This window comes from Micromonospora sp. 067-2 (genome assembly GCF_046549295.1).
Classification (GTDB): Bacteria; Actinomycetota; Actinomycetes; order Mycobacteriales; family Micromonosporaceae; genus Micromonospora.
Window position 1 is genome coordinate 201,846 of sequence record NZ_JAJPWB010000010.1, and the last position, 23,735, is coordinate 225,580.

The window sequence follows — 23,735 nt, forward strand, 5'->3', positions numbered from 1 at the left end:
GGGCCACACCGCGCCGGGAAGCGATCTCGCAGCTCAGGCCACGGCGGCCAGCGCCGCGTGCCTGCCACATCGCCAGAGGGTCCCCACCTCGCCGAATCCGGCCTCGCCTGCGGCGGCGGCGTGCCACGACGCTGGAGCGGTGAACTCGACCGGAGGGTGCCCGAAGATCGTGGAACGTTCCGCGACCAGCGGTCGCAGCGCCTCCACCTCCCCGATGTCGTTCCACCACCGCGCCCAGTCCAACCGCGCGGCAGCTTCGTCCGACGGCGGGTCCAGTGAGCTCATCAGGGACGGGAGACCGTCGTCGGGCATGAGGTCGGCCACGACGAGCAGACCGCCGGGGGCCAGGCAGCGGCGGGCGTCGCCGTAGAACGCCCGCACCTGGGCCGGTGGGAGGTAGTGCATGGTCATGACCACCGTGATCAGGCAGTGGTTGCCGCCGGCACGGTCGACCCAGTGCGGTGACGTCAGATCACCCTCCAGCGCCCGCACCTCGCCTGCCAGCGCGCCGCGCGCCAGCGCCAGCAGGACCGGATCGATGTCCATGAGGGTGACAGCAGCGTCTGACCACCGCCGAGCCATCCGTTCGGCGAGCAGTCCAGGGCCGCCACCCAGATCGAGCACCCGCTCGGGCGTCCGGCCGTGGACAGCCTCGGCGGCACGGCACAGCGTCTCCTCGAGGGTGGCGAGGTTCGGCACGAATCGACCCATGATCTGGTCCCAGGTCCGGCGCCACCGCACGGTCTGGCTGCGGTCGAGAACGGCGCCGAGTGCGCCGGTGGTCATTGCCATGGGTGCACTCCGGGACGACACGCGGATAGAGGGTCCAGACGGTAACGGAAGCCATTTCCGATAGGTTAGGCGACCCGTGGCGGCAGAACCGGCGTATCGCGGTACGTGTCGGTCAATCGTGGTCGAGCTCCACCAGCACCGTCAGCAGCCGGTCGACCTCGTCGGCCGTGTTGTACACGTGCAGGCTCACCCGTACAGATGCCGTCTTCTCGCCCTGGCCGCCCTGACAGTGACCGTCCGCGCGGACCATCAGCCCGCGCGCGGCCAGGATGAACCCGAGGTCGTTCGAGCCGATCGAGCGGTGGCGGAAGGCGACGATGCCCTCGCGCTGCTGGACCGGGGCATCGGCGGCCAGACTGCTCTGACAGCCCAGCACCTCGAAGCTGGACAGCGTGCGCAGCCCGTCGGTGAGCCGCGCGGCGAGCCCGGTGTTCCACCGGGCGATGCGGGCCACCCCGGCGGCGTCGAGCCAGTCCAGCGCGGCGGCCAGGCTGACGATGCCGCTGGTGTTGGGAGAGCCGTTCCAGCCGGCCGGCGCGAACGCCGGACCGCGTTCGTTGCGTGCCCAGATCGCACCGGTGCCCGGCAGAGCCATGGCCTTGTGCCCGGAGAACACCACGAAGTCGACGTCGGTCGCCGCGGTGGACAACGGAAGATGCCCCACGCCCTGTGCGGCGTCGAGGCAGATGGGGATGCTCGGTCCGACGGCCGCGCGCAGCCTGTGCACGTTCATGTCGTTGCCGTAGACGTGGTGCACGTGGGTCGCGGCGATCAGGCGGGTCCGGTCGCTGACCATCGCGGCGAGCCGGCCAATGTCGTAGTCGTGCGCGGAGTCGTAGGGCATCGCCCGGACACCGATCGTGATGCCCTGTCGGCACAGCAGATCCGCGGCCTCGATCCAGGGTGCGTTGTTGGCGGCGTGATCGGCGAAGGGCACGATGATCTCGTCACCTCCGCGCAGGTGCGGAACGAGCCAGTCGCGGGCGACGGCGCGCAGGCCCTCGGTGGTGCCACTGAGGAAGTGCACGCCCGAACGCTCCGGCGCCGGGTCGTCCAGGAAGCGGCGCAACCGGTCCCGGGCCAGCTCGATGCGGCTGGTGGTCCGGTTCGCCCAGGGATAGGTGCCGCGGGCGGCGTTGGCGTTGCCCGTCGTCAGATAGGTCAGGACCGCGTCCAGGACAGCCTGCGGCTTCTGCGACGTGGCGGCGCTGTCCAGGTACGCCACGTCGGGATTGGCGGTGATGAGCGGGAACTGGGCGCGCAGCCCCTCCTGCCACGGACGCAGTTCGTCCAGCGCGTCCATGTCAGTCGCTGACGAGAACGGCACCGGCGTCGCGCCAGGCGATGATCCCACCCGCGAGCGACCGCACCGCCGGATGGCCCATCCGCGTCAGCAGCGCGGTGTAACGGGCAGACTTCTCCCCCACCGGGCAGACCAGCAGCACCGGCTGACGGCGGCCGAAGGGCAGCCCGCCGTGCAGCAGCTCGGCGAAGAGCTCGTCGACGATGTTGATCGAGCCGTCGATGTGCAGCGCCTGGTACGCGAACGGGCTGCGCAGGTCGACCACCAGCCCCCTGCTCTCGGCGATCCACCGCGGGGCTTCCGCGACGGTCACGGTGGCCGCTCCCGTCACCTCCGCGTCGGTGACCGTGCGAATGGAGTTACGCCGCGGCGGTCGACCGAAGAGCTCGGGGCGCCGCTCCCGCAGGTAGCTCATGTAGCTCTCGACGCGGTCGCAGACGATGAAGACCGCCGTGCGGCGCTCGGTGAGGTCGGGGTCGACCGCGCGCAGATGGCGTACGGCGCCCTGGTAGGCACCGCCACCGGTCGGCCCGGCGAGCGTGCCGCACCGGCGGACGAGCGTCGTCAGTCCGTCGATGGCGTCATCGGCGGTGATCGTCTCGACGGCGTCGTAGACGTCGGGATCGAAGAGACCGACCTCGTGCACCTCGTCGATGGTGCGGATGCCCGGGATGAAGTCGGACTTGTCCGCGACCAGCCCGACGATGCGTACCTGGGGATTGTGCTGGCGCAGCGCGGCCGCCACACCGGTGGAGGAGCCGGCCGTTCCGACGCAGGCGATGAAGTAGTCCGGGGCCCTGCCGTCCAGGTCCTTCACGATCTCCGGGCCGGTGCCGTTCAGGTGCGCGTCGACGTTTAGCTCGTTGAAATACTGGTCGGTGTGCAGGTAGCCGTCACCGGAGGTGGCGAGCCTGTGGTGCATCCGGGTCAGCGGGTCGTCGGATGCGGTCGGGTCGAGGCACTCGGCCTGGCCGGGTAGTTCTTCTATCTCGGCACCGAGCACCAGCAGCAGGTCCTTGATCTCGGCGACCTTCATGCGGTTGGTGACGCTCCGGAACCTGAGACCGTGCATGCCGGCGATGACGGCGAGAGCCTTGGCGGTGTTGCCACTGGAAAGCTCGACCACGGTCTCACCGCCGTCGGCGGCCTGGGTGAGCAGGGGCCGGACCATGTTCCAGGCGGCGCGGTCCTTGAGGGAGCCGAACGGGTTGAGCAACTCCATCTTGCCGTACAGGTCGATGTTCCGTAGGCCGTGCACGGCGGGGTCGATGCGGACCAGCGGGGTGTTGCCGATGGCATCGGTCATGGTCTCGAATCTCACGCTGCCTCCGGGCCGTGGCGAACGGGCCAGTACTGCTCGTCGAGGCACCACCGCCACGCGCCTCCGTCGCGGTACAGGGCGGCCTTGCGGCCGATCGGCTGTCTCAGCGCCTGCGTGGCGCTGAAATCCATCAGGTAGCCGGCGGTGTTGACGAAGGCCAGCAGGTCGCCGATGTGGGGCCGGGTGGGAAGGAAGACCTTGCGTCGGGTGATGAGATCCGCTTCGAGGCAGAGGTTGCCGAACAGGTACGCCCCGACGGGCCCGGCACCGGCCGGGGCCGTCCGGTGGACGACGACCGGGTCCATCAGCACGCCGTGCTCCTCGGTGCTGACGTCGCGTGCGTTGCAGTCCAGGCGCACGATCGTGTCGCCGTTGTCCTCGTCGCGTACCTCAAGGACGGTGGCCAGGACCAGACCACACTGGTCGAGCAGGGCCCGACCCGGCTCGACGTGCAGTTCGTACATGTTGTCCAGCAGCAGTCCTCCGAGGGGTCGGCGCTGATCGGGCGCCGTGGACCGCAGCAGCCGGTCGAGGTACGCGGCTCCCGAGACGGGTCGGTGCGCGGGGTAGAGGTTCAGGGAACCGCGAACGACGCCTCCCTCGGCGCGCAGGCCGTAGCTGTGCCCGTTCCAGGTGAGCGGTGCCCGCTTGCCGAGCACCGCCTCCGTCAAGGCGGACGTGTACCGCTCCCACTGCGCGCCGTCGGCGAGGTAGTCCACGCCGAACCCGCCGCCGATGTCCACCGACCAGGGCCTCAGCCCGCGCCGACGGCACTCGTCGAGGGCGCCGAGGCAGCCCTCCAGCGCGACGATCTTCTCTGGCAGCTCGATGGTGTCGAGGTGGAAGGCCACCCCCACCAGATCCAGGGCGTCGACATGTTTTCCCAGCACGTCGAGGACCTGGCCCACCGCCGCAGCCGACACGCCGAAACGGCTGCGGCGGCTGCGGACCTGAGCGCTCGCCGAGGCGAAGCCGGACAACCGGACCAGCACCCGTACGCGCGGCAACGCCCGATCGGTGACGAGTGCGGCCAGTTCCACCAGCTCGCTGACCGAATCGACGCTGACCATGACCCCGGTACGGGCGGCCAGCCAGAGGAAGTCGGAGTTCTTCGGCCCGGTCGCCATGATCCGCTCCGGCACGAGCCCGGAACCGAGCGCGTGCTGCAGCTCGGCCAGCGACGCCACGTCGACGCCCGCGTCGGTTGCCGCGATCTCGCGGACCAGGGCACTCGATCGGTTGGCCTTGTGCGCGTAGAAGATCTGACCAGCGAGTCGATGACGGGAGAGGACGGCGCGAAATGCGGCGACGTTGGCCGCCATCTGTTGAGGAAAGAGCACTCCCAGCGGCGATCCCAACGCTGTGGACAATTGTGTCAACAGGGCGTGCTCCCCGAGCGCCGACCGCATTATCGGCCCGATTCGTGGAGACAGCTGGAGGGGCAAAGGGACTCCCGGTGTGAGTCGTGGTGCCACGGACCAGCGCCACTCCCGCCAAACCGAGAACCCCTTGTAGCCGTGGCTTCCCTCAACGTAACCGATATTCCCACACCCGCCAAGGGGTGCCCAAGAAACGATCCGAGGCGGTCCACCACATTGCACGTTGTGCATATGAATATATGTTGGTCAATGCATTTATCGACAGTTCAGTGACACCCCTCCGCACGCCCGGGCTCCCGGCCAACCTATGATGGAAATGGTTTTCATTACGGAAGAAGGACTTCGATGCCGTCATCACCCCAGGCACCGGCCGACATCGCGGTCGTGGAGCCGCAGGCCCGCCCCTCGCTGACCGTGCTCTGCGGCTTCTGGCCGACGGCCACCTTCGCGGTGGCCCGGACGCTGCTCGCCGCCGACCCGTCGCTGCTGCTGGTCCGACACGACCTGACCGGCATCCGCGACGGTGTGGTGCGCCGGGTGATCCGCAGTGGAAGCGGCCTGCTGTCCGACGAGCGGGTCGACCTGAGACACGGGTGCGTCTCCTGCACGCTGCGCGAGGACGTCCTACCGACCCTGGCCAGACTCGCCCGCAGCCATCCCGACCGGGACCTGGTGCTCATGCTCCCCGAGGTGGTCGAACCGGAGACGGTCGCCGCCGCCTGCGCGCACTGCCTCATCGACGGTGCTCCGATCACCGACCTCCTCCGGATCGACTCCTATGTCACCGTGGTCGACGCCGAGCACCTCCTCGACGGGCTGGCCAGCACCGATGACCTACGTGACCTCGACATCCACGCCGCCGACGACGACCACCGGGCACTGGCCGACGTCGTCGTCCGCCAGATCGAGTACGCCGACACCCTGGTGCTCTGGGGCAACTCCACCGAGGGCCCGTTCGACACCAGCCGACTGTCCGTCCTCCTGCAGCGGATGGCGCCCTGGGCCACGCAGGTCCACGTCGGCGCCGACGTCGTCGACGCCGGCGAACTGTCCCGGCACCTTCGCGACACCAACCGGCACCGGCCCGAGACACCGGGCGTGCTGGCCCGCGGCCTGGAGGGGTACGCGCTCGGCGTGCACGAGCCGCAGCCCGACTGCGGCGTCGTCTCCGCGGTCTTCCGCTCCCGCCGACCGTTCCACCCTCGGCGGCTGCACGACCGGCTCGAAGCCGTGAACGCCGAGGTCATCCGCTCCCGAGGCCACCTCTGGCTGGCCAGCCAACCCTCCACCGTGGTGGCCTGGGAATTCGCCGGCGGTGGCCTCGGCATGGGGTCACTGGGCCGGTGGCTGGTCGCCACACCCGACCCGCACTGGGACGACGCCTCCGTCCAACGGCGGCTGGCCGCCGCCATGGAGTGGGACCCCTACTACGGCGACCGTCACCAGCACCTGGTCTTCATCGGCCTCGACCTCGATCCGATCGACCTGCGACACGTCCTCGCCGACTGCCTTCTCACCGATGCCGAACTCGCCGACGGTGAGGACGTCTGGCGCGGCTACGACGACCCATTCGCCGACTGCTTCCCGCTCGCCCCGCTCGACCGTTGACGGCTCAGCGCGCACAGTCGGCGCAGGCGCCGAAGATCTCCAGAGTGTGGCCGACGTCGGTGAACCCGTGCTGGGCGGCGACCTGGTCGGCCCACCGCTCCACGGCCGGGCCGGCCACCTCGACGGTGCGCCCGCAGTCGCGGCAGACCAGGTGATGGTGGTGTTTGCTCTGGCTGCAACGGCGGAAGAGCTGCTCGCCGCCGGGCAGCCGGGTCGAGTCGATCTCGCCGGCATCGACCAGCAACTGCAACGTCCGGTAGACGGTGGTCAAGCCGACACCGGCCTTGCGCGCCAGCAGCATGTGGTGCAGTTCCTGCGCCGAATGGAAGCCCCTTATCTCGCGCAACAGCGCCAGGACCTCCCCGCGCTGGCGGGTGTTACGGGTCACGTTCGGCATGGCCTGGTTCACCGTGGCCGCCATCCTCCCCTGTTGCGGCCGCCGCCGGCCTGCTCGGTTCCGACGCGCCCCCGTGCTGCCGGTCGGACCATTATGCGGGCTGCACCGTCACCGCCGCCGCACCCGTCGTCGGTCCTCAAAGGCCGGCCATCGCCCTGGCGGCCGGGAACGTACGGAGCAACGTCACGGAGAGATTACAACGTAGCGACATCTATCGACATTGACTACCAACACCGCGAAGGATTCGCTCACACGTGCCCTGCACCAACAGGGCCCTGTTCTCTGGAGGAAAGAGAACGTGAGTAGACCCCGCAACCCGAGCAGGCGTACCTCTGCCGCGCTCTTCGCATCGGTCCTGGCCGCAGGTGCCCTGACCGTGACGGGTGGTGCCGCCACCGCGAGCGCCGCTCCCTCCGCACCCGACACCCCTCCGGCCACCCCCGTTGAGGCGTTGGGCTCGCACGACGCGAAGCTCCTCGCCCAGGCCGAGGCGAAGCACGCGCCGACGGTGACCCTGATCGTCGCCACCGAGAAGGGTGCGGCCGGGGACGTCGCGGCCGCCGTGCAGGCCCTCGGCGGCGCCGTCAACCGTCGCTTCGACCAGATCGGCTACGTCCTGGCGACGGTGCCGACGGCGAAGGTGCTCAGGGCGGCCACGCTGCCGGGCGTCTCCGCGGTCGACCTCGACGAGACGATCAAGCTGCCGGACCCGGCTCCCGAGGTCGCCCCGAACGGCGCCAAGGCCGCCAAGCAGGCCGCCACGCTGGCGGGACCCGGCGCGGGCACCGGCGCGGTCAACCCGTACATGCCCACCAACGAGACCGGTGCGGAGTCGTTCAAGGCGGCCCACCCGCAGTGGGACGGCCGGGGCGTGACCATCGGCATCATGGACTCCGGCATCGACCTGGACCAGCCGGCGTTGCAGACGACCACGACCGGTGAGCGCAAGATCGTCGACTGGGTCACCGCGACGGACCCGGTGACCGAGAGCGACGGCACGTGGCGACGGATGACCACCGAGGTCACCGGCCCGACGTTCACGTCTGAAGGCGTCACCTGGACCGCTCCCGCCGGGGCGTACAGGTTCAACCTCTTCCGTGAGTCGATCACCGCTGACAGCGACCCGCGCGGCGACGTCAACCGGGACGGGGACAAGACCGACGCGTGGGGGGTTCTCTACAACCCGGTGACGCACGACATCTGGGTGGACGTCGACCAGGACAACAGCTTCACCGACGAGGCGCTGATGCGCCCGTACGGGGAGAGGTTCGACGTCGGGCACTTCGGCACCGACAACCCGGCCACGGCCGTGCGGGAGCAGATGCCCTTCGTGGTCGAGTACCGCGAGGACGTCGACACCAACCCGGGCGACGGCACGCCCGGCCCGTACGCCGACTACGTCAACATCGGCATCATCGAGGCGACCCACGGCACGCACGTCGCCGGCATCACCGCCGCCAACGACATGCTCGGCAACACCGCCTTCGACGGTGCCGCCCCGGGCGCCAAGCTCGTCTCCGCGCGGGCCTGCTCGTGGGGTGGCGGCTGCACCGCCGCCGCGCTGACCACCGGTATGGCCGACCTGGTCATCAACCGTCACGTCGACGTGGTCAACATGTCGATCGGCGGGCTCCCGACGCTCAACGACGGCGCGAACGCCCGTGCGCAGCTCTACAACGACCTGATCGACACCTACGGCGTACAGCTGTTCATCTCGGCCGGCAACTCCGGCCCGGGTCTGAACACCGTCGGCGACCCGTCCGTCGCCGAGAACGTCGTCAGTGTCGCGGCGAGCATCAGCAAGGACACCTGGCTGGCCAACTACGGCTCCGTGGTGCAGAAGAAGAACGCGTTGTTCAACTTCTCCTCCCGCGGCCCGCGTGAGGACGGCGGCTTCAAGCCCAACATCGCCGCCCCCGGCTCGGCGATCTCCACCGCGCCGACCTGGCAGCCCGGCGTCGCGGTCGCCGAGGCTGGCTATCCGCTGCCGCCGGGCTATCAGATGCTCAACGGCACCTCGATGGCCTCCCCGCAGGCCACCGGCGCCGCCGCGCTGCTGCTCTCCGCTGCGAAGGCCACCGACAAGGGTGTCACACCGGCAGCGCTGCGCCGGGCGATCTACACCTCCGCGAAGCCGATCGACGGTGTCGCTACGTACGCGCAGGGCTACGGCCTGTTCAACGTGCCGGGCGCGTGGAAGCTGCTCAACAAGACCATCGAGACCCGCTCGTACGTCTCGGACTCCCCGGTCTGCACCGAGCTGTCGGAGAATCTCACCCGCTACGACCGCGACCTGAGCAGGTTCGTTCCGAACCCGAACCGCGGTGCCGGCGTCTACAACCGCTGCACCTCCGCCGACGGCGGGCAGAAGGTCGGCCAGAGCCGGACCTACCAGGTCAAGGTCACCCGGACCAACGGGCCGGCCGGCACCGTCAGCCACAAGCTGGCGTTGCGCGGCAACGACGGCACCTTCACCGTTGGTAAGACGGTCGCGCTGCCGCTCAACAAGGCCGTCTCGATCTCGATCACCGCCAAGCCGAAGTCCCTCGGCGCGCACGGCGCGATCCTGACCGTGGACGACCCGAAGACCTCGGTGATCGACTTCGAGGTCTCCGCCGTCGTGGTGGCCGCCAACGAGGTCACCAAGCCAAGCTACGCGTTCTCGACCGAGGGCTCGGTGCCGCGCAACAGTTTCAGCTCGTACTTCGTCACCGTGCCGGCCGGCGCTGGCGCGCTGCAGGTGAACCTGTCCGGCATCGCCACCGGGTCGCAGACCCGGTTCATCGCCATCAACCCGTACGGCGTACCGGTGGAGAGCACGGCGAGCACCGCCTGCTACACCAACTTCTCCGACGCCGCGGTCTGCAAGCCGCAGGAACGGGACTACCAGAACCCGGTCGCCGGGGTCTGGGAGATCGAGGTGGAGTCGCGGCGGACCACGCCGGCGCTGAACAACCCGTTCCAACTGCGGGCCCGGGTGCAGGGTGTCGCCGTCGAGCCGTCCGTGATCGAGCTTCCGTCGGTCGCCGCCGGTGTGCCGACCCCCGCGAGCTGGACGCTCACCAACACCTTCGGCCCGGTCGCGGTGACCGGTCAGGGTGGTCCGCTGTCCAGCGTGCACGCCGAGCGACCCACCATCGCCGAGGGCGCCCAGCAGGAATACCTGGTGGACGTCCCTGCCGGAGCCACCAGGTTCACCGCCCAGATCGGCAACACCGCCAACCTGGGCGCCGATCTGGACCTGACGGTCTTCCTCGGCGACAAGCAGCTCGACCAGTCGGCCGACGGTGACTCCGAGGAGAGCGTCACCGTCCCCAATCCGACGGCCGGCACCTACCGGGTCGTCGTCGACGGATACGCCGTCGACGGGCCGGGCACCAGCACCGCCTACGACTACCGGGACTCGTTCTCGGCCCCGTCGCTGGGCACGCTCGCCGCTCCGAGCACCCCGCTGGCCCTGCCCAACGGCGCCACCGCCACCCTCACCGGCACCGTGACCGCCCAGTCCACCCCGGGTGCTGGGCGCGAGCTTTTCGGCGAGCTGGCGATCGTCACCATCGAGGGCGCGGTCGTCGGCCGCGGCGCCGTCTCCATCGGCACCGTCAGCTGACATTCCGGTAGCTCGCAGGAGCCCATCCCCGATCCTTCGGGGGTGGGCTCCCGCACGTCAGGACAGGGGCAGGATTCGTCCATGGCCCTCTGGTCTGGTTGAATCGGCGCACGAGCCGGTGATCGCGCCGGGCGAGGAGGTCCGGTGAGCACCCTCGACGCGATCCGTCAACTGATCCGTCAGGGATACCGGGCGCGCCCGGAAGACCTTTCGGGCATGGTCATGCAGGCCGCCACGCTACTCGGTGTCACCTCGCTGGTGATCTACGTCGTCGACCACCAGCAGCGCGAGCTGCTGCCCCTGCAGGGCGGCGACGCTCCGCGGCGCACCCGGATGATGGTGGACGGCTCCGTGGCGGGCCACGCGTACTCCACGTTGGCCCCGACGTTCGACGAGGCACCCGACGGTGGGCGGGTGCTGTGGGTGCCGCTGCTGGACGGCAGCGAGCGCATGGGGGTGCTGGAGGTTGCCGCCGAGCAGTCGTTGGGCGAGCAGGCGGTAGCCGATCTGGCGACGATCGCGGCGCTGGTCGGTGAGTTGGTGGTTACCTGCGACCTGTACAGCGACACCATCGAACAGCTCCGCCGCCGTGAGCCGATGCGGCTGGCGGCGGAGATGTTACGGGCACAGCTTCCGCCGTTGACCTTCGCCACCAGCCGCACCACCATCGCCGGAATCCTCGAGCCCTGCTACGACGTCGGTGGCGACGCCTTCGACTACGCCGTCAACGAGGACACCGCCCATCTGGCGTTGTTCGACGCGGTGGGGCACGGCTCCTCCGGTGGAATGCGCGCGGTCGTGCTGGCGTGCATCGCGCTGGCCGCCTACCGCAACGCACGACGCGGCGGCGTCGACCTGACCGCCACCTACCACCACCTCGACGACGCGATCAGAGCCCACGACCGGCACGGTCTGATCACCGCGGTCCTCGCCGAGCTCGACCAGGACACCGGCGTGCTGCAGGTCATCTCCGCGGGTCATCCCAGCGGAATCGTCCTGCGGGACGGCCGCGTCGTGACGGTCCTGCCCACGCCGACCGCCCTACCCGTGACCCTGGGCGACCGCAGGCCGCCGATCGTCATCCGACACGCGTTGGAACCGGGCGATCAGGTGCTGCTCTACACCGACGGCATCACCGAAGCTCGTGACGACACCGGCACCCCGTTCGGCCTCGACCGCCTCGTCGACTTCGCCACCCGCGCTCTCGCCGAGGAGCTTCCGGCCGCCGAAACCGTCCGCCGGCTGGTGCACGCGATCCTCGCCCACCAGCAGGACTGCCTCCAGGACGACGCCACCGTCCTGCTCCTCCAGTGGCACGGCCCGACTCGACCCCTCCCCTGACGCTGGTTGTTCCGACCACCCGCGGGAAACGTCGCGCCACCGCATCCGCCCGTCGCCCACAGCCGGGGCGCGGCAGCACCGTAGGTGCCAGCGGTCGCGGCAGACTTCCTGTCCGGTGTGGCCTAGAGGTCCGGGCCGGCCCGGTGACCTGCTGTCGGGCAGGGGGCACCGCCGTTCGGTGGTGTCCCCTGCCCGTCCGCTCAGGCCCCGGTGTCAGCCGGCCGGGTCGGAAGGCAGACCGTCGCCGTGCCGCGCGACCGTCGACCAGATCTCACGGCCGTACCCTGATCGGAATGGTCTTCATGGGCGCGTTGCCGTCGCTGAGCACCAGTGCGCCGACGTAGAGGCGGCCGGGGGTGAGCCCCGACCAGCGCAGCGTGAGGTTCGCCGTCGCACCGGCCTGCACGGTGCGCTGCCTGGGATCGATGGTCAGCCTGCCGGACGAGGTGCCCGGCACACCGGGCAGCAGGGTGGTGATGGTGTACGTGTTGGTGCCCTCGCCAGCCGGCGCGTTGAGCACGTAGAGCTGCTCGATGACGAAGGTGTAGTCACCGGCACCCGGCAGTGCGAAGGTGGCGCCGGTCGGGCCGCCGTACGGGTTGCCCAAGGGCCTGCCGGTGCTGTCGTAGACCTCCATCATGTATTCCGCGCACGGTGGCAGCGGGTCGACGCTCCAGTCGATGGCGTCGCAGTGTGCGAGTTGCCCGGTGACCAGGAGTTGCGGGTTCACCGTGCCGGCCGGCACGTGCACCGTGCCGCGGTAGAGCGACGCCGGCAACGGGTTCGGCAGGTTGTCCGGCGAGCTGAAGTCCCAGATGGGCGCGTCGCCGCGCAGCGTCGTCGTGGTGCTGGTGCCGGCGGTCAGACCGTACAGCTGGCTGACGAGCTTGCCCTGGTAGCCGACCTGGGCGCTGATCCGGGAGGTGCCGGAGGCGCCGGTTCCGTCGACCGAGTCGGGTGCGATCAGGCCGGTGTTGTGCACCACCAGGGGGATCTGGACGTGGTGCTGGGAGCGGTCGTTCCAGCTCAGAGAGCCATCCGCCCAGGTGTCGACGGCGCCGGTCCGGTTGGTGATCTCGACCTTGAACGTCGCGGTGCGGCCGGCCCGGATCTGCAGCTTCGCGGGAGTGACCTTGACCTTGTAGCCGGGAGGCGCCTTGACAACCGAGGTGTAGGTGCTGGTCCGGTCGGTGACGTTGGTGACGGAGCGGGTGACGGTCTGGGTGCCGATCATGTTGCCCATCGAGATCGACGGGTAGTTGAGCTGGTTCGTCGCGATCGCGCCAGTCGTCGCGCAGTCGTCCGAGGGCACCTGGGCGCCCTTCGCGGCCAGCCCGCACAGATACCTCAGCCAGTCCTGGGAGGTGGAGTCGTAGACCAGTCCCGGGTCGAACGCCCCGCCCGGGCGGACCTGGCCGGCGCCGTAGTTCAGTGGCGTGGCGTCGGTGTTCCCCAGCTTGATCGGGTTGCCCCTGTCCGTGGTGTCCACGGCGCTGGTCATCATCGCCGAGCGGATCGCCGCCGGTGACCACGTCGGGTGCTTGGCCCGCAGCAGGGCGGCGATGCCGGCGATGTGCGGCGTCGCCATCGAGGTGCCCGACTCGAGAGCGAAGTTCTGCCCGCCGAGGGCCGGGGAGAAGGCCGCGGCGACATCCACGCCGGGCGCGCTGATGTCCGGCTTGAGCAGGTCCCGGTCGTTGAGGTACGACGGGCCCGCCGACGAGAAACCGGCGATCTGCGGCGCTTCGACGCTGGTCAGGGTGCCCGCCGAGATCGCCGCCGTCGCACCGCCCGCAGCGATGTAGTCGGCCACGGCCGGGGCGTCGATGGTGGTGATGTGCACGGTGGGCACCGAGTGGATGTCGGCGTCCAGGGAGTTGACGGTGTTGTTGTAGAGGACCATGCCGATGCCGCCAGCCTTTGCCACGGCGGCGCTCTTCGCGACCCGATCGATCACGCCGCGCAGGCAGAACACGATCGCGCCCTTGACCTTGGCCGGATCGAGCTGGCCATCGGCGCAGAGTTCGGCGCCCTGCGTGTCGCCGGGGTCGAGCGCGCCGGCCTTCGCCGAGACCAGCGGCGCCGGCCCTGCGGTGGCGGAGCCCACGCCCACCCCGATGATCTTCTTGCCGTTACCGAGGGTGAGGGTTCGGCCGTACTGTTCGTCGGTGGTGCTCGCGGCCACCGTGGTCACCCAGGGCGTCGAGTTGTCGACCGTGCCGGCGTCGGGGCCGGAGTTGCCAGCTGCTGCGGAGACGAACACGCCGGCCGCGGCGGCGTTGAAGAACGACTGCTCGATCGGTGTGAAGGTGTCGTTGTCATCGCCGACGGAGTAGTTGATGACGTCGACGCCGTCGGCCACCGCGTCGTCGATGGCGTGCACGATGTCGACCCCGCTGCCGCTTGCCGAGCCGGCGCCGTTGTCGTAGAGCGCCTTGTAGATGGCCAGCCGGGCGGCCGGAGCCATGCCGGAGATCGCGCCCAGGGACTGGTCACCGATCGAGGCGGGCACACCGTTGTCACCGGCCGCGGTGCTCGCGGTGTGCGTGCCGTGACCGTTGCGGTCCCGCGGCGAGGAGTACTCGTCGGGGAACATGTCGGCGATGCCGCTGTCGTTGTACCAGCGTGCGCCGATCACCTTGTTGTTGCAGGCGACCTGCGCCTCGGCGCCGACGTCGCAGGTGCCCTTCCACTTGGCGTCGATGACCGCCTGGTCCGGCCGCGGACTGGGCAACGGTGCGAAGCTCCTGCTCTCGGGCCAGTAACCGGTGTCGATGACGCCGACGATGACGCCCTCACCGGCGTGACGGACGTCGCCGAACTGCTGCTGCCACACTCCGCCCCGGCCGGTCAGGCCAAGGTAGTCGGGAGTGGTGTGCGAGGCGAGGGTGTGCACCGTGACGTCCGCGTACACGGCCTTGACGCCCTGCGTGCCACGCAGCCGCGCCACCTGCGCCCTGGTCAGGTCGGCGGCGAAGCCGTTGAACGCGGTCTCCAGGGTGACCCGGGTCTGGCCGGCGGGGACCTGAGCCTGGCTGAGCACCGCCGCCCGTTCCTGGCGAAGGTGTTCCTGGTAGGCCCGGGCGCCACTGGAACTGCGGTTGAGCCTGGCGCCGTCGGCCGGCTTCGTCGCGGCCAGGCCGGAAATGCCACCGGGGTAGCTGGCCAGTGGTTGGTCGGCGAGCTGCACCAGGTAGCGGGTGGTCGGACCCACGCTGGTGGAGGGGGCCGACGCGGCGGCACCCCCGGGCGCGGTCACCAGACCAGCCGCGGCCAGCGCGGCGGCGGCCAGGATGCCGACCGGCCTTCGCTTGATCCAGCCGGGCAGGTGCGCGTTGGGTAGTGGCACGTCTGTCGTCCTCCACTTCGGTGCCGGCCGCCGCTGGTGGCGCCAGCGGACGAAACCTAGGAGTGGGAAACGACAGCGGAGAAGAACGGTTTACCCTTCCGTGATCTCCGAAATGAACTCGTAACGTTACGAGTGGTTTTCGTGTCATCAGCGGACGGGGTCCAGCGGTTTCGGGAGCCGGTCAGTCGCTCGTGAGCACGTCGGCGAGGTTGAAGCGGACCGGTCGTTCGAGTTGGGCGTACGTGCAGGAACGCGGCTCGCGGTCGGGCCGCCAGCGCTCGAACTGTGCGGTGTGCCGAAACCGTTCGCCCTCCATGTAGTCGTAGCGGACCTCGACCACGCGTTCGGGGCGTAGCGGGACGAACGACAGGTCCTTGCCGGCGTTCCAACGGCTCTGCTCGTTGCGCCGCGGGGTGCGCTCACCCTGCTCGTGCGCGGCCCAGTTCCACGGATGACCGTCGAAGGTCGTGACGAGCTGCTGCAGCTCGACGAAGAGCTCCTGCCGAACGGCCATCGGGAAGGCGCCGATGACGCCGACGGAGACGAGCGTGCCGCCGTCGTCGAAGAGGCCCAGCAGCAGCGAGCCGACCCGATCGTCACCGGACTTGTGCAACCGGTAGCCCGCGACCACACAGTCGGCCGTGCGCCGGTGCTTGATCTTGGTCATGACCCGCCTGTCGGGCTGGTAGGTCAGCTCGGGGTCCTTGGCGATGAGCCCGTCGAGGCCGGCGCCCTCGAACTCGCTGAACCACCGTCGGGCCGTGTCCTCGTCCCGGGTGATCGGGGTGGTGTGGATCGGCGGCTCCGCGTCCGCCAGGGCCCGGTCGAGCAGCTCGCGCCGCTCGATGAAGGGCCGCTCGGTCAGATCGTCGTCGCCCAGGGCGAGCAGATCGAACGCGACGAAGCTGGCCGGAGTCTGTTCGGCGAGCAGCCTCACCCGGCTGGCGGCGGGGTGGATGCGCTGCTGGAGAGCCTCGAAGTCGAGGGTGTTGCGACCGGTGTCGGCGACGATGATCTCGCCGTCGATGACGGCCCGCTCGGGAAAGTTCGCCAGGACAGCCTGGACCACCTCGGGGAAGTAGCGGGTCATCGGCTTGGTGTTACGGCTGCCGATCTCCACGTCGTCGCCGTCGCGGAAGATCACCGCCCGGAAGCCGTCCCACTTCGGCTCGTAGAACTGCCGAGCAGGTATCTCACTGACGGGCTTGGCCAGCATGGGCAGGACGGGAGGCATGACGGGCAGGTCCATGGCTTGCATCGTCCCCCAGAAAGCGGGCGACGCACGCCGTTGTCACGGGTCGGTCGTGGCGCGCAGCACCTTGTGCAGCAGAGTGTTCAGGGTGGCGCCCTCCTGCGGGGTCAGGCCCAGCGCCTGCGGTGTGTTGAGGTCGCGGACCAGGGGGGTGGCCCGGTCGAGCGCCGCCCGGCCGGCGACGGTGAGCGTCACCGTGGTGGCCCGGCCCGGGCGTGCGGGCGTGCGGTCGACGAGGCCGAGACGCTGCACCGAGGTGAGCAGTTCGCCGATGCTCTGCGGGGTGACCAGCACCCGGCGGGCGATCTCGGCCTGGCTCAGGGCCGGCTCGGAGGCCAGCTGCACCAGGACGCCGAACTGGGCCGGCGTCAGGCCGGCCGCAGCCAGGGTCTCGGTGAACAACCGGGCCACCTGGTGATGGGCCCGCACCAGCGTCCACCCGATGACGGCACCGGGGTCACCACCGGACCACCCGGGATCGACATCTGCCACGGTGGCAGTATAAGGTTCCTGACGGACCATAAGGCTCCTTATACCTAGGCGGGGCAATGCGACGGTGGACGACCTGGATCCTTCGGCACCGCACACTCGTGGTCGTCGGCTGGCTCACCATCGCCGTCGGCGGCGGCCTGCTGGCCCCGCGCACGGTCGACGCGTTGAGCTACGAGTTCGCCCTGCCCGGGCAGCCGGCGTACGAGACGAACCAGCTCATCACCCGGGTATCCGGAGGCGGCGGCGCGATCGATCCGCTGGTCCTGGTCGGCCGCACGGCGAGCGTCGACGAGGCCGCCCGGACAGCGTTCGAGCAGCAGGTCGGCACGGTGGCCGCCGCGGTTCCCGGCAGCCGGCTCGTCACCCCGGCCGACGCCGCGTATCTCGCCGCCGCCGACGGCCGGACGTTGGTGGCGCTGGTCTACCCGCCGGTCGTGCCCGGCCCGGAGCCGTACGCCGCCGCGTTGCCGGCGATCCAGGCCGCCGCCGCCCGCACCGACGTCGGCGGTCAGCCACTGGCTGTCACGGGCGCCACCGTCCTGGAGGAGACCTCGGGCGGCGGTGGCCGGCGTGGCGTTCTTCTCGAGGTGGTGCTCGGCGGGCTCGGTGCCCTGATCGTCCTCGCGGTGGTCTTCGGCTCCCTGCTGGCCGCCGTTCCGTTGCTGGTCGCGGCGATCTCCATCCTGGCCACGTTCCTCTGCCTGCTCGCCCTCACCGCCGTCACGGACGTGTCGTTCGTGGTGCAGTATCTGGTCGCCCTCATCGGTCTGGGCGTGGCCATCGACTACTCACTGTTGATCGTCATGCGCTGGCGGGAGGAACGATCTCGGGGCCGGGACAGCACCGCGGCCGTCGAGGAGGCGATGGCGACCGCCGGGCGTTCGGTGGTCTTCAGCGGCATCACCGTCGCGGTCTCGCTGGCCGCCCTGGTCGCCGTACCGCTGCCCTTCCTGCGCAGCATCGGCCTCGGTGGCCTGCTGATCCCGCTGCTGAGCGTCGCCACCGCCACGACGCTGGTGCCGGTCCTGCTGGCCAGCGTCGGGACCCGCCTGCAGTGGCCCCGGCGACAGGTCACCGACCCGAGCAGTCCGGCCTGGCGGCGCATCGCGACCGCCGCGGTCCGCCGGCCGATCCTCGTGGCGCTTGCCAGTACCGCCGTGCTGCTGCTCCTGGCTGCCCCGCTGCTCGGGCTCCGGCTCGGCTCGCCCCGACTGGACGCGTACGACTCCACCACGCCGGCCGGCACCGCCGCGGCGGACATCACCCGTTCCGGTCTCAGCCCCGGTGTTCTGCGCCCCCTGGAGGTGCTGGTGCGCGGCGGGGATGCCGCAGCCGCGGCCGACCGGTTCGCGGCACTGCCGGGCGTCGCCGCAGCCGTAGCTCCCACCGGCCCCGGCTGGAGCACGTCAGCGGGCCAGCTGATCCAGGTCTGGGTGACCGGCGACCCGACCGCGCCCACCGGCCGTGCGGCACTGACCGGGGTACGCGACACCGCGGCCGACATCCCCGGCGCACGGGTCGGCGGCAGACCGGCCGAGGACGCGGACTTCGTCACCGCCGTCTACGGCAACGCTCCCCTCGTCCTCCTGGTCATCGTCGTGGTCACCTTCCTGCTGCTGGCCCGCGCGCTGAGGTCGCTGTGGCTGCCGGTCAAGGCGCTCCTGCTCAACGTCCTGTCCATCGGGGCGGCGTACGGCATCACCGTGCTGATCTGGCAGGACGGCGTCGGCAGCGAACTGCTGTTCGGCAGTGCGGGCAGCGGCGCGCTCACGGTCTGGGTGCCGATCGCCGTGTTCGCGTTCCTGTTCGGGCTGTCCATGGACTACGAGGTCTTCATCCTGGCCCGGATGCGCGAGGCCTACGACGAGCACGGCTCGACACCGCGGGCGGTCATCGACGGCATCGCCCGTACCGGCCGGCTGGTCACCTCGGCGGCACTGATCCTGTTCCTGGCGTTCGTCGCGCTCTCCACCGTCCCCGCCGTCGAGGTGAAGATCCTCGCGACGGCGCTGGCGCTGGGCATCGCGATCGACGCCCTGATCGTCCGTGCCCTGCTCGCCCCGGCGCTGGTCGTCCTGCTCGGCGACCTCAACTGGTCGATCCCCCGCGGCCTGGCCAGGCTCCTGCGCGTTGCACCGATGCCGCGCGAGCCCGACGCCGCGCCGCAGCCGTGACCGGCGGCCCGGTGCCACCTTGCCGCCGGGCGGTCAGACCTGCAGCACCGCGTCGGCGAAGTCGCGCGGCGCCTCCTGGGGCAGGTTGTGCCCGACGCCGCCGCTGACGGTGCGGTGTTCGTACCGACCGGAGAACTGCTTGCGGTAGGTGCTGGGCTCCAGATGGGGCGCGCCGTTGGCGTCCCCCTCCAGGGAGATGGTGGGCACCTCGATCGTCGGTTTGTCGGCGAGTCGTCGCTCGATGTCGTCGTACCGCGCCTCGCCGGCAGCGAGGGCCAGGCGCCACCGGTAGTTGTGGATGACGATGTCGACGTGATCGGGATTGTCCAGGGAGGCCGCGCTGCGATTGAATGTCGCGTCGTCGAAATCCCATTTCGGGGAGGCCGTTCGCCAGATCAGCCGGGCAAAATCGTGGACGTTCTTCCGGTAACCCTCGCGGCCACGGTCGGTGGCGAAATAGTACTGGTACCACCAGGACAGTTCGGCGCTCGGAGGGAGCGGAACCTTACCCGAATCCTGGCTAGCGACGAGATAGCCGCTCACCGCGACCAGAGCGGTGACGCGCTCGGGCCACAACGCGGCGAGCACGTTGGCCGTACGGCCGCCCCAGTCGAACCCGGCCAGCGTCGCCTGCTCCACGCCGAGGGCATCCATCAGTGCCACGACATCGAGAGCCATAGCTGCCGTCTGGGCATTGCGGACCGTATCCCCGGACAGGAACCGGGTCGTGCCGTAGCCGCGGAGGTGCGGCACGATGACCCGACGGCCGGCGTCGGTCAGCAGCGGCACGACGTCGACGAAACTGTGGATGTCGTACGGCCAGCCGTGCAGCAGAATGACAGGCGGCCCGTCGGGCGGACCGGCGTCGACGTAGCCGACGTTGAGGACCCCGGCATCGATCTGTCGCAGGTCACCCGGGAAGCCGGTCGAGCCGACCCCGGCGCGGTTGTCGTCCACGAGTGCTCCTCAGATCGGATACCAGCCCGGCGCACCTGCCACCTCACGACTCTAGCGATCGGCCCGCGGACCGGGAGTTGATAGCGGATAAACGGGCTGCGGCGCGGACGCGGTATCGGCGCGTCGGCGTCACCCTCGTTCGACGGTCCTCCCCCTGGCCGACCGGCGGCCACCTATCCTGCGAGTGGACCTACCGACCGGAGTGATCGCCGTCGGCACGACGGCTCAGAGGAGGCCGTGATGAGTGGAAACGAACGACCCGAGGGCATCAGTCCGACGGCGGTCGAGAGCGCACCGGGATTGTGGCGCATCGATCTGCAGAAGCACGACCTGAGCATTCCCGGGCGTGAGGTCATCCAGACCCGTGTCGAATTCACACCGGACTCGCCGCCGTTCAAGCACTTCCATCCCGGCGAAGAGATCATCTGCGTTCTCCAGGGCTCGCTGGAATACACCCTCGACGGCCAGAAGCCAGTGGTGTGCAATGTCGGTGACGCTCTCACCGTGCCCTACGGCGTCCATCACCAGGCGAAGAACGTCGGCAACGGCGTCGCGGTCGAACTGGCCACGTACGTCGTCGAGAAGGGCAAGCCACTCCTCACCAAGGTCGAGTGAGGGAGTCTGCCCCGTTGCTGGCCGGATCTGTGGGTATCTGGTCCGTACGGTCATGGCCCCCGCACCGGTGGCCGGGCAGACTGGGCAGGGCCGCCGGCGCCAGCTGTTCGGTACCGACGATGGGGCAGGTGGGTGGTGCATGCGGCACCCCGTGACGATCCTCGTCTTCGACGAGGTGCAACTTCTCGACGTCACCGGGCCGGCGGAGGTGTTCACGACGGCCAACGGCCACGGCGCCCGCTACGACGTGCGGGTCGTCTCCGTCGACGGCGCCGACGTGCGCACCTCCTCGGGCGTACGGCTGGGTGTCGACGGGGATCTCGCGGATCTGCCGCAGCGGCTGGGCACCGTGGTGGTGCCGGGGCGCAGCGACTGGCGTGCCGCGGTCCGCGACGAGCCGGTCGTGGCCGCTGTGGCACGACTGGCGGCACGCACCCGTCGGGTGGCCTCGGTGTGCGCCGGGGCATTCCTGCTGGCCGAAGCGGGGCTGCTCGACGGACGCCGGGCCGCCACCCACTGGAAGTTGGCCGCGGATCTGGCGCTCGCCTACCCGGCGGTACGGGTGGAGAGTGATCCGGTGTTCGTCCGCGACGGTGCGCTGATCACCTCCGCCGGGGTGAGCGCCGGCATCGACCTCGCGCTGGCCATCGTCGAGGAGGACCACGGCCCCGACCTTGCCCGCGAGGTCGCTCGGGACCTGGTCGTCTTCATGGCCCGGCCGGCCGGGCAGTCGCAGTTCAGTGCCCGCCTGACCCGCCGGACGGCTCCGCACGCCGTCCTGCGTAGCGCGATGGACGACGTCAGTGCGAACCCGGCGGCCGACCACGCCACCGAGCGGCTCGCCGACCGCGTCGGCGTCAGCCCCCGCCACCTGACCCGCCTGTTCCGTTCGCACACCGGACTGAGCCCCGGCCAGTACGTCGAGTCGGTCCGCGTGGAGGCCGCGCAGGCGCTGCTGGAGGGTGGCGACGACCCGGTGGAGACGGTCGCGGCGACGGCCGGGTTCGGCTCCGGCGAAACCATGCGACGCGCCTTCCACCAGCACCTCGGCGTCTCACCGACCACCTACCGCGCGCGCTTCCGCAGCACCGCCGGCGCACCGACCCCATAGTCGACAGGTCCGGGTGTCCTGCTCATCCGAGGCGTATCGCGGCCGTCGGGAATGTCGACGGGACATGACTCGGACAGCGCAGCAGCTCCACCGGCTCCGCAGCCCCACCTCGCTCTCCCTCGGCCACCGCCAGATCGCGCAGCACCGGTGCCACCTCGGCAGCCCCACCGAACTGGAAGCCGAGCTGCGTCGTGTAGCACCGCACAGCTCTGATCTTGCGGTCGAGCTGGTCCCCGATCGGCAACGCCAGGTCCGGGCCGCGCGGCACGACCCGCCACGGCGACTCCCGCGGGGCGCGCCGCACGTACGGCACGTCGCGCCACCACAGCGCGGCGTCGGTGAGGTCGGCAACCGCCTCGGCGACGATCCGGTGGTCGGCGTGCCCGCCGAGGGCCTGCGGGGCGAGCACCAGGTCGGCCGCCGCGACGGACAGTCGCAACGCATCCCGCAGCGCAGCCCCGATCCGGTCGTCGGCGCGTACGCCGGCGAACAGCTCCGGGGCGCTGCGGTAGCCGCGGTGCGGCGCCTCCGGAAAGGGAAGGTGGACCGGCTCGGCGGCGAGGACGGCGCAGGCGGCGCGGTCCTCGGCACGCCGCAGCGCCATGTAGTCCACCTCGGCCGGCAGCCCCTTGTCGAGCTGGGTGCTGAGGGCGAACGGAGACGGCTCGGCGACCGTCGCGGTGAAGCAGGTCACCACCTGAACGCGCCAGCCGGCGTCGACCAGCTCGGCGAGCGTGCCGCCCACGGAGAAGACCGCGTCATCCAGGTGCGGACTCACGGCCACCGCACGACCGCGAACGCGGCTCATAGGAGGTGGGGGGCGGCGAGGAAGCGACACCCGGGGTCCACCGGTGGATCGACGATCTCCGGTACGTCGACGGACAGTCCCTGGTAGACGTCGGTGATCTGACCGGCCACGACAGGCCAGCTCCACCGCTCCTCGACGTCGCGGCGGGCCTGCACGGCGAGGCGGCGACGCAGCGCCGGGTCGTCGATCAGCCGGCGTACCGCCCTGCCGAGCGCCTCGGCGTTCCCGGCCGGCACCAGCAGTCCGTTCTCCTCCGGGCGCACACAGTCGCGGACCCCGACGACGTCGGTGGAGACCACCGGCAGGCCGGTCGCCATCGCCTCCAGGATGGTGTTCGAGAAGCCCTCGGCGTAGGTGGGGCTGACGAAGATGTCGGCTCCGGCGTACACCTCGTGTGCCCGGTCGTACCCCACCATGCCGAGCAGGTCCACGTCGGCGGCGAGACCCAGCTCGGCGACCCGGGCGGCGGTGAGCTCCAGGTCGGGGCCGATGCCAGAGATCACCAGCCGGACGGGCACCCCCTGCGCGCGCAGGCCCGCCACCGCGTCGAGCAGGTCCAGGACGCCCTTCCGGGCGTCCACCCGCCCGTGGTAGAGCAGCACGACCGGCTCGCCGATCCGACCCAACGGGCGTGCCGGCGCGAACCGCTCGGCGTCGGTGGCGCCCGGCACGACGGTGAACCGGGACGGGTCGATGCCGTGCCGGGCGGACACCTCGGCCGCGAACGACGGGGAGCCGATGAGCAGCGCCGGTGCGTGCCGGAACACGGCACGCACCAGGTCGCGGTGCGTGTCGCAGCAGGTGCCCACCCAGTGCCCGTCGCCGCCCTGCACCGACACCACCGCCGGCAGGCCGGCCGCGCGGGCGGCGCGCAGCACCGCCAACCCGTTCGGGTACGCGTACTGCGCGTGCAGGACGTCGAACGGGCGCTCGGCGTGCAGCCGCAGGACGGTCGCGGTCATCTCCGTCACGTCCGCCTCGAAGTCCGCCGGCTCGCCCCGGGAGACGGCCTGCTCACCGCGCGCCTCCAGGGCGTGCACCGGCACCCCGTGGGGCACCCGGTCCGGCGGCGGCGGCCCACCACCGTAGATCGCCCGCCCGGCCTCGTCGCCCCGGTACTGCGACACCAGGGTGACCTCGTGACCGGCCCGCACCAGGTGCCGCAGCAGGTTCTCGGCGTACGCGCTCATGCCGGACACCGCGGGCCAGTACCGGCGGGACACGAA

At 70.5% G+C, this 23,735-nt stretch carries 17 protein-coding genes; 6 read left to right on the forward strand and 11 right to left on the reverse strand.

Going from position 1 to position 23,735, the window contains the following annotated elements:
- Window positions 1-33: 33 nt before the first annotated feature.
- The 4 genes from ACLJN9_RS24290 to ACLJN9_RS24305 form a co-directional block, all read right to left on the reverse strand.
- Window positions 34-792, reverse strand: a complete 759-nt coding sequence (locus tag ACLJN9_RS24290; RefSeq protein ID WP_410813832.1) for a class I SAM-dependent methyltransferase — start codon at window positions 790-792, stop codon at window positions 34-36.
- A 112-nt stretch (window positions 793-904) separates the two neighbouring features.
- Window positions 905-2,095, reverse strand: a complete 1,191-nt coding sequence (locus ACLJN9_RS24295) for an aminotransferase class V-fold PLP-dependent enzyme (protein ID WP_410813833.1) — start codon at window positions 2,093-2,095, stop codon at window positions 905-907.
- Between the two features lies 1 nt (window position 2,096).
- The gene (locus ACLJN9_RS24300) at window positions 2,097-3,416 is read right to left on the reverse strand and encodes a pyridoxal-phosphate dependent enzyme (RefSeq protein WP_410813834.1); all 1,320 of its coding nucleotides are present in this window, start codon (window positions 3,414-3,416) and stop codon (window positions 2,097-2,099) included.
- A complete protein-coding gene (locus ACLJN9_RS24305) occupies window positions 3,413-4,738 on the reverse strand; it encodes a Y4yA family PLP-dependent enzyme (protein ID WP_410813835.1) in 1,326 nt (441 codons plus the stop codon). Before ACLJN9_RS24305 ends, ACLJN9_RS24300 begins: the two co-directional genes overlap by 4 nt.
- 402 nt (window positions 4,739-5,140) lie before the next feature.
- On the opposite strand from ACLJN9_RS24305, the gene ACLJN9_RS24310 reads away from it, so the two are divergent.
- Entirely contained in the window at window positions 5,141-6,403 is a 1,263-nt protein-coding gene (locus ACLJN9_RS24310) for a CobW family GTP-binding protein (RefSeq protein ID WP_410813836.1), read from the forward strand.
- Between the two features lie 4 nt (window positions 6,404-6,407).
- Here ACLJN9_RS24310 and ACLJN9_RS24315 read toward each other — a convergent pair whose 3' ends face one another.
- A complete protein-coding gene (locus ACLJN9_RS24315; RefSeq protein ID WP_410813837.1) occupies window positions 6,408-6,824 on the reverse strand; it encodes a Fur family transcriptional regulator in 417 nt (138 codons plus the stop codon).
- A 274-nt stretch (window positions 6,825-7,098) separates the two neighbouring features.
- On the opposite strand from ACLJN9_RS24315, the gene ACLJN9_RS24320 reads away from it, so the two are divergent.
- Together ACLJN9_RS24320 and ACLJN9_RS24325 are read left to right on the forward strand one after the other, a co-directional pair.
- Window positions 7,099-10,410, forward strand: coding sequence for a S8 family serine peptidase (locus ACLJN9_RS24320; protein WP_410813838.1), 3,312 nt, complete (start codon window positions 7,099-7,101; stop codon window positions 10,408-10,410).
- Window positions 10,411-10,554: 144 nt separating this feature from the next.
- Window positions 10,555-11,751 carry a PP2C family protein-serine/threonine phosphatase gene (locus tag ACLJN9_RS24325; protein ID WP_410813839.1) on the forward strand — a complete coding sequence of 399 codons (1,197 nt, stop codon included), beginning with the start codon at window positions 10,555-10,557 and terminating at the stop codon, window positions 11,749-11,751.
- A gap of 271 nt (window positions 11,752-12,022) precedes the next feature.
- On the opposite strand, the gene ACLJN9_RS24330 is transcribed toward ACLJN9_RS24325, so the two are convergent.
- The 3 genes from ACLJN9_RS24330 to ACLJN9_RS24340 all read right to left on the reverse strand — a co-directional run bounded on the left by ACLJN9_RS24330 (window position 12,023) and on the right by ACLJN9_RS24340 (window position 16,844).
- Window positions 12,023-15,100 (reverse strand): S8 family peptidase, encoded by a 3,078-nt coding sequence (locus ACLJN9_RS24330; RefSeq protein ID WP_410813841.1) that lies wholly within the window; start codon window positions 15,098-15,100, stop codon window positions 12,023-12,025.
- 181 nt (window positions 15,101-15,281) lie between these two features.
- Window positions 15,282-16,349: an ATP-dependent DNA ligase gene (locus ACLJN9_RS24335; protein WP_410813842.1), complete on the reverse strand. Its 1,068-nt coding sequence runs from the start codon at window positions 16,347-16,349 to the stop codon at window positions 15,282-15,284.
- 42 nt (window positions 16,350-16,391) lie between these two features.
- Window positions 16,392-16,844 carry a MarR family winged helix-turn-helix transcriptional regulator gene (locus ACLJN9_RS24340; protein WP_410813843.1) on the reverse strand — a complete coding sequence of 151 codons (453 nt, stop codon included), beginning with the start codon at window positions 16,842-16,844 and terminating at the stop codon, window positions 16,392-16,394.
- Between the two features lie 56 nt (window positions 16,845-16,900).
- Here ACLJN9_RS24340 and ACLJN9_RS24345 point away from each other — a divergent pair, with 56 nt between their 5' ends.
- The gene (locus ACLJN9_RS24345) at window positions 16,901-19,018 is read left to right on the forward strand and encodes an MMPL family transporter (RefSeq protein WP_410813844.1); all 2,118 of its coding nucleotides are present in this window, start codon (window positions 16,901-16,903) and stop codon (window positions 19,016-19,018) included.
- A gap of 33 nt (window positions 19,019-19,051) precedes the next feature.
- On the opposite strand, the gene ACLJN9_RS24350 is transcribed toward ACLJN9_RS24345, so the two are convergent.
- The gene (locus tag ACLJN9_RS24350) at window positions 19,052-19,975 is read right to left on the reverse strand and encodes an alpha/beta fold hydrolase (protein WP_410813845.1); all 924 of its coding nucleotides are present in this window, start codon (window positions 19,973-19,975) and stop codon (window positions 19,052-19,054) included.
- 240 nt (window positions 19,976-20,215) lie between these two features.
- Here ACLJN9_RS24350 and ACLJN9_RS24355 point away from each other — a divergent pair, with 240 nt between their 5' ends.
- On the forward strand, window positions 20,216-20,590 hold the full coding sequence (locus ACLJN9_RS24355) for a cupin domain-containing protein (protein ID WP_410813846.1): 375 nt from the start codon (window positions 20,216-20,218) through the stop codon (window positions 20,588-20,590).
- A 139-nt stretch (window positions 20,591-20,729) separates the two neighbouring features.
- A complete protein-coding gene (locus ACLJN9_RS24360; RefSeq protein WP_410813847.1) occupies window positions 20,730-21,701 on the forward strand; it encodes a GlxA family transcriptional regulator in 972 nt (323 codons plus the stop codon).
- Between the two features lie 22 nt (window positions 21,702-21,723).
- Here ACLJN9_RS24360 and ACLJN9_RS24365 read toward each other — a convergent pair whose 3' ends face one another.
- Both ACLJN9_RS24365 and ACLJN9_RS24370 read right to left on the reverse strand, forming a co-directional pair.
- A complete protein-coding gene (locus ACLJN9_RS24365) occupies window positions 21,724-22,485 on the reverse strand; it encodes a PIG-L deacetylase family protein (RefSeq protein ID WP_410813848.1) in 762 nt (253 codons plus the stop codon).
- Window positions 22,486-22,505: 20 nt separating this feature from the next.
- Window positions 22,506-23,732, reverse strand: coding sequence for a glycosyltransferase family 4 protein (locus ACLJN9_RS24370; RefSeq protein WP_410813849.1), 1,227 nt, complete (start codon window positions 23,730-23,732; stop codon window positions 22,506-22,508).
- Between the last annotated feature and the right edge of the window lie 3 nt (window positions 23,733-23,735).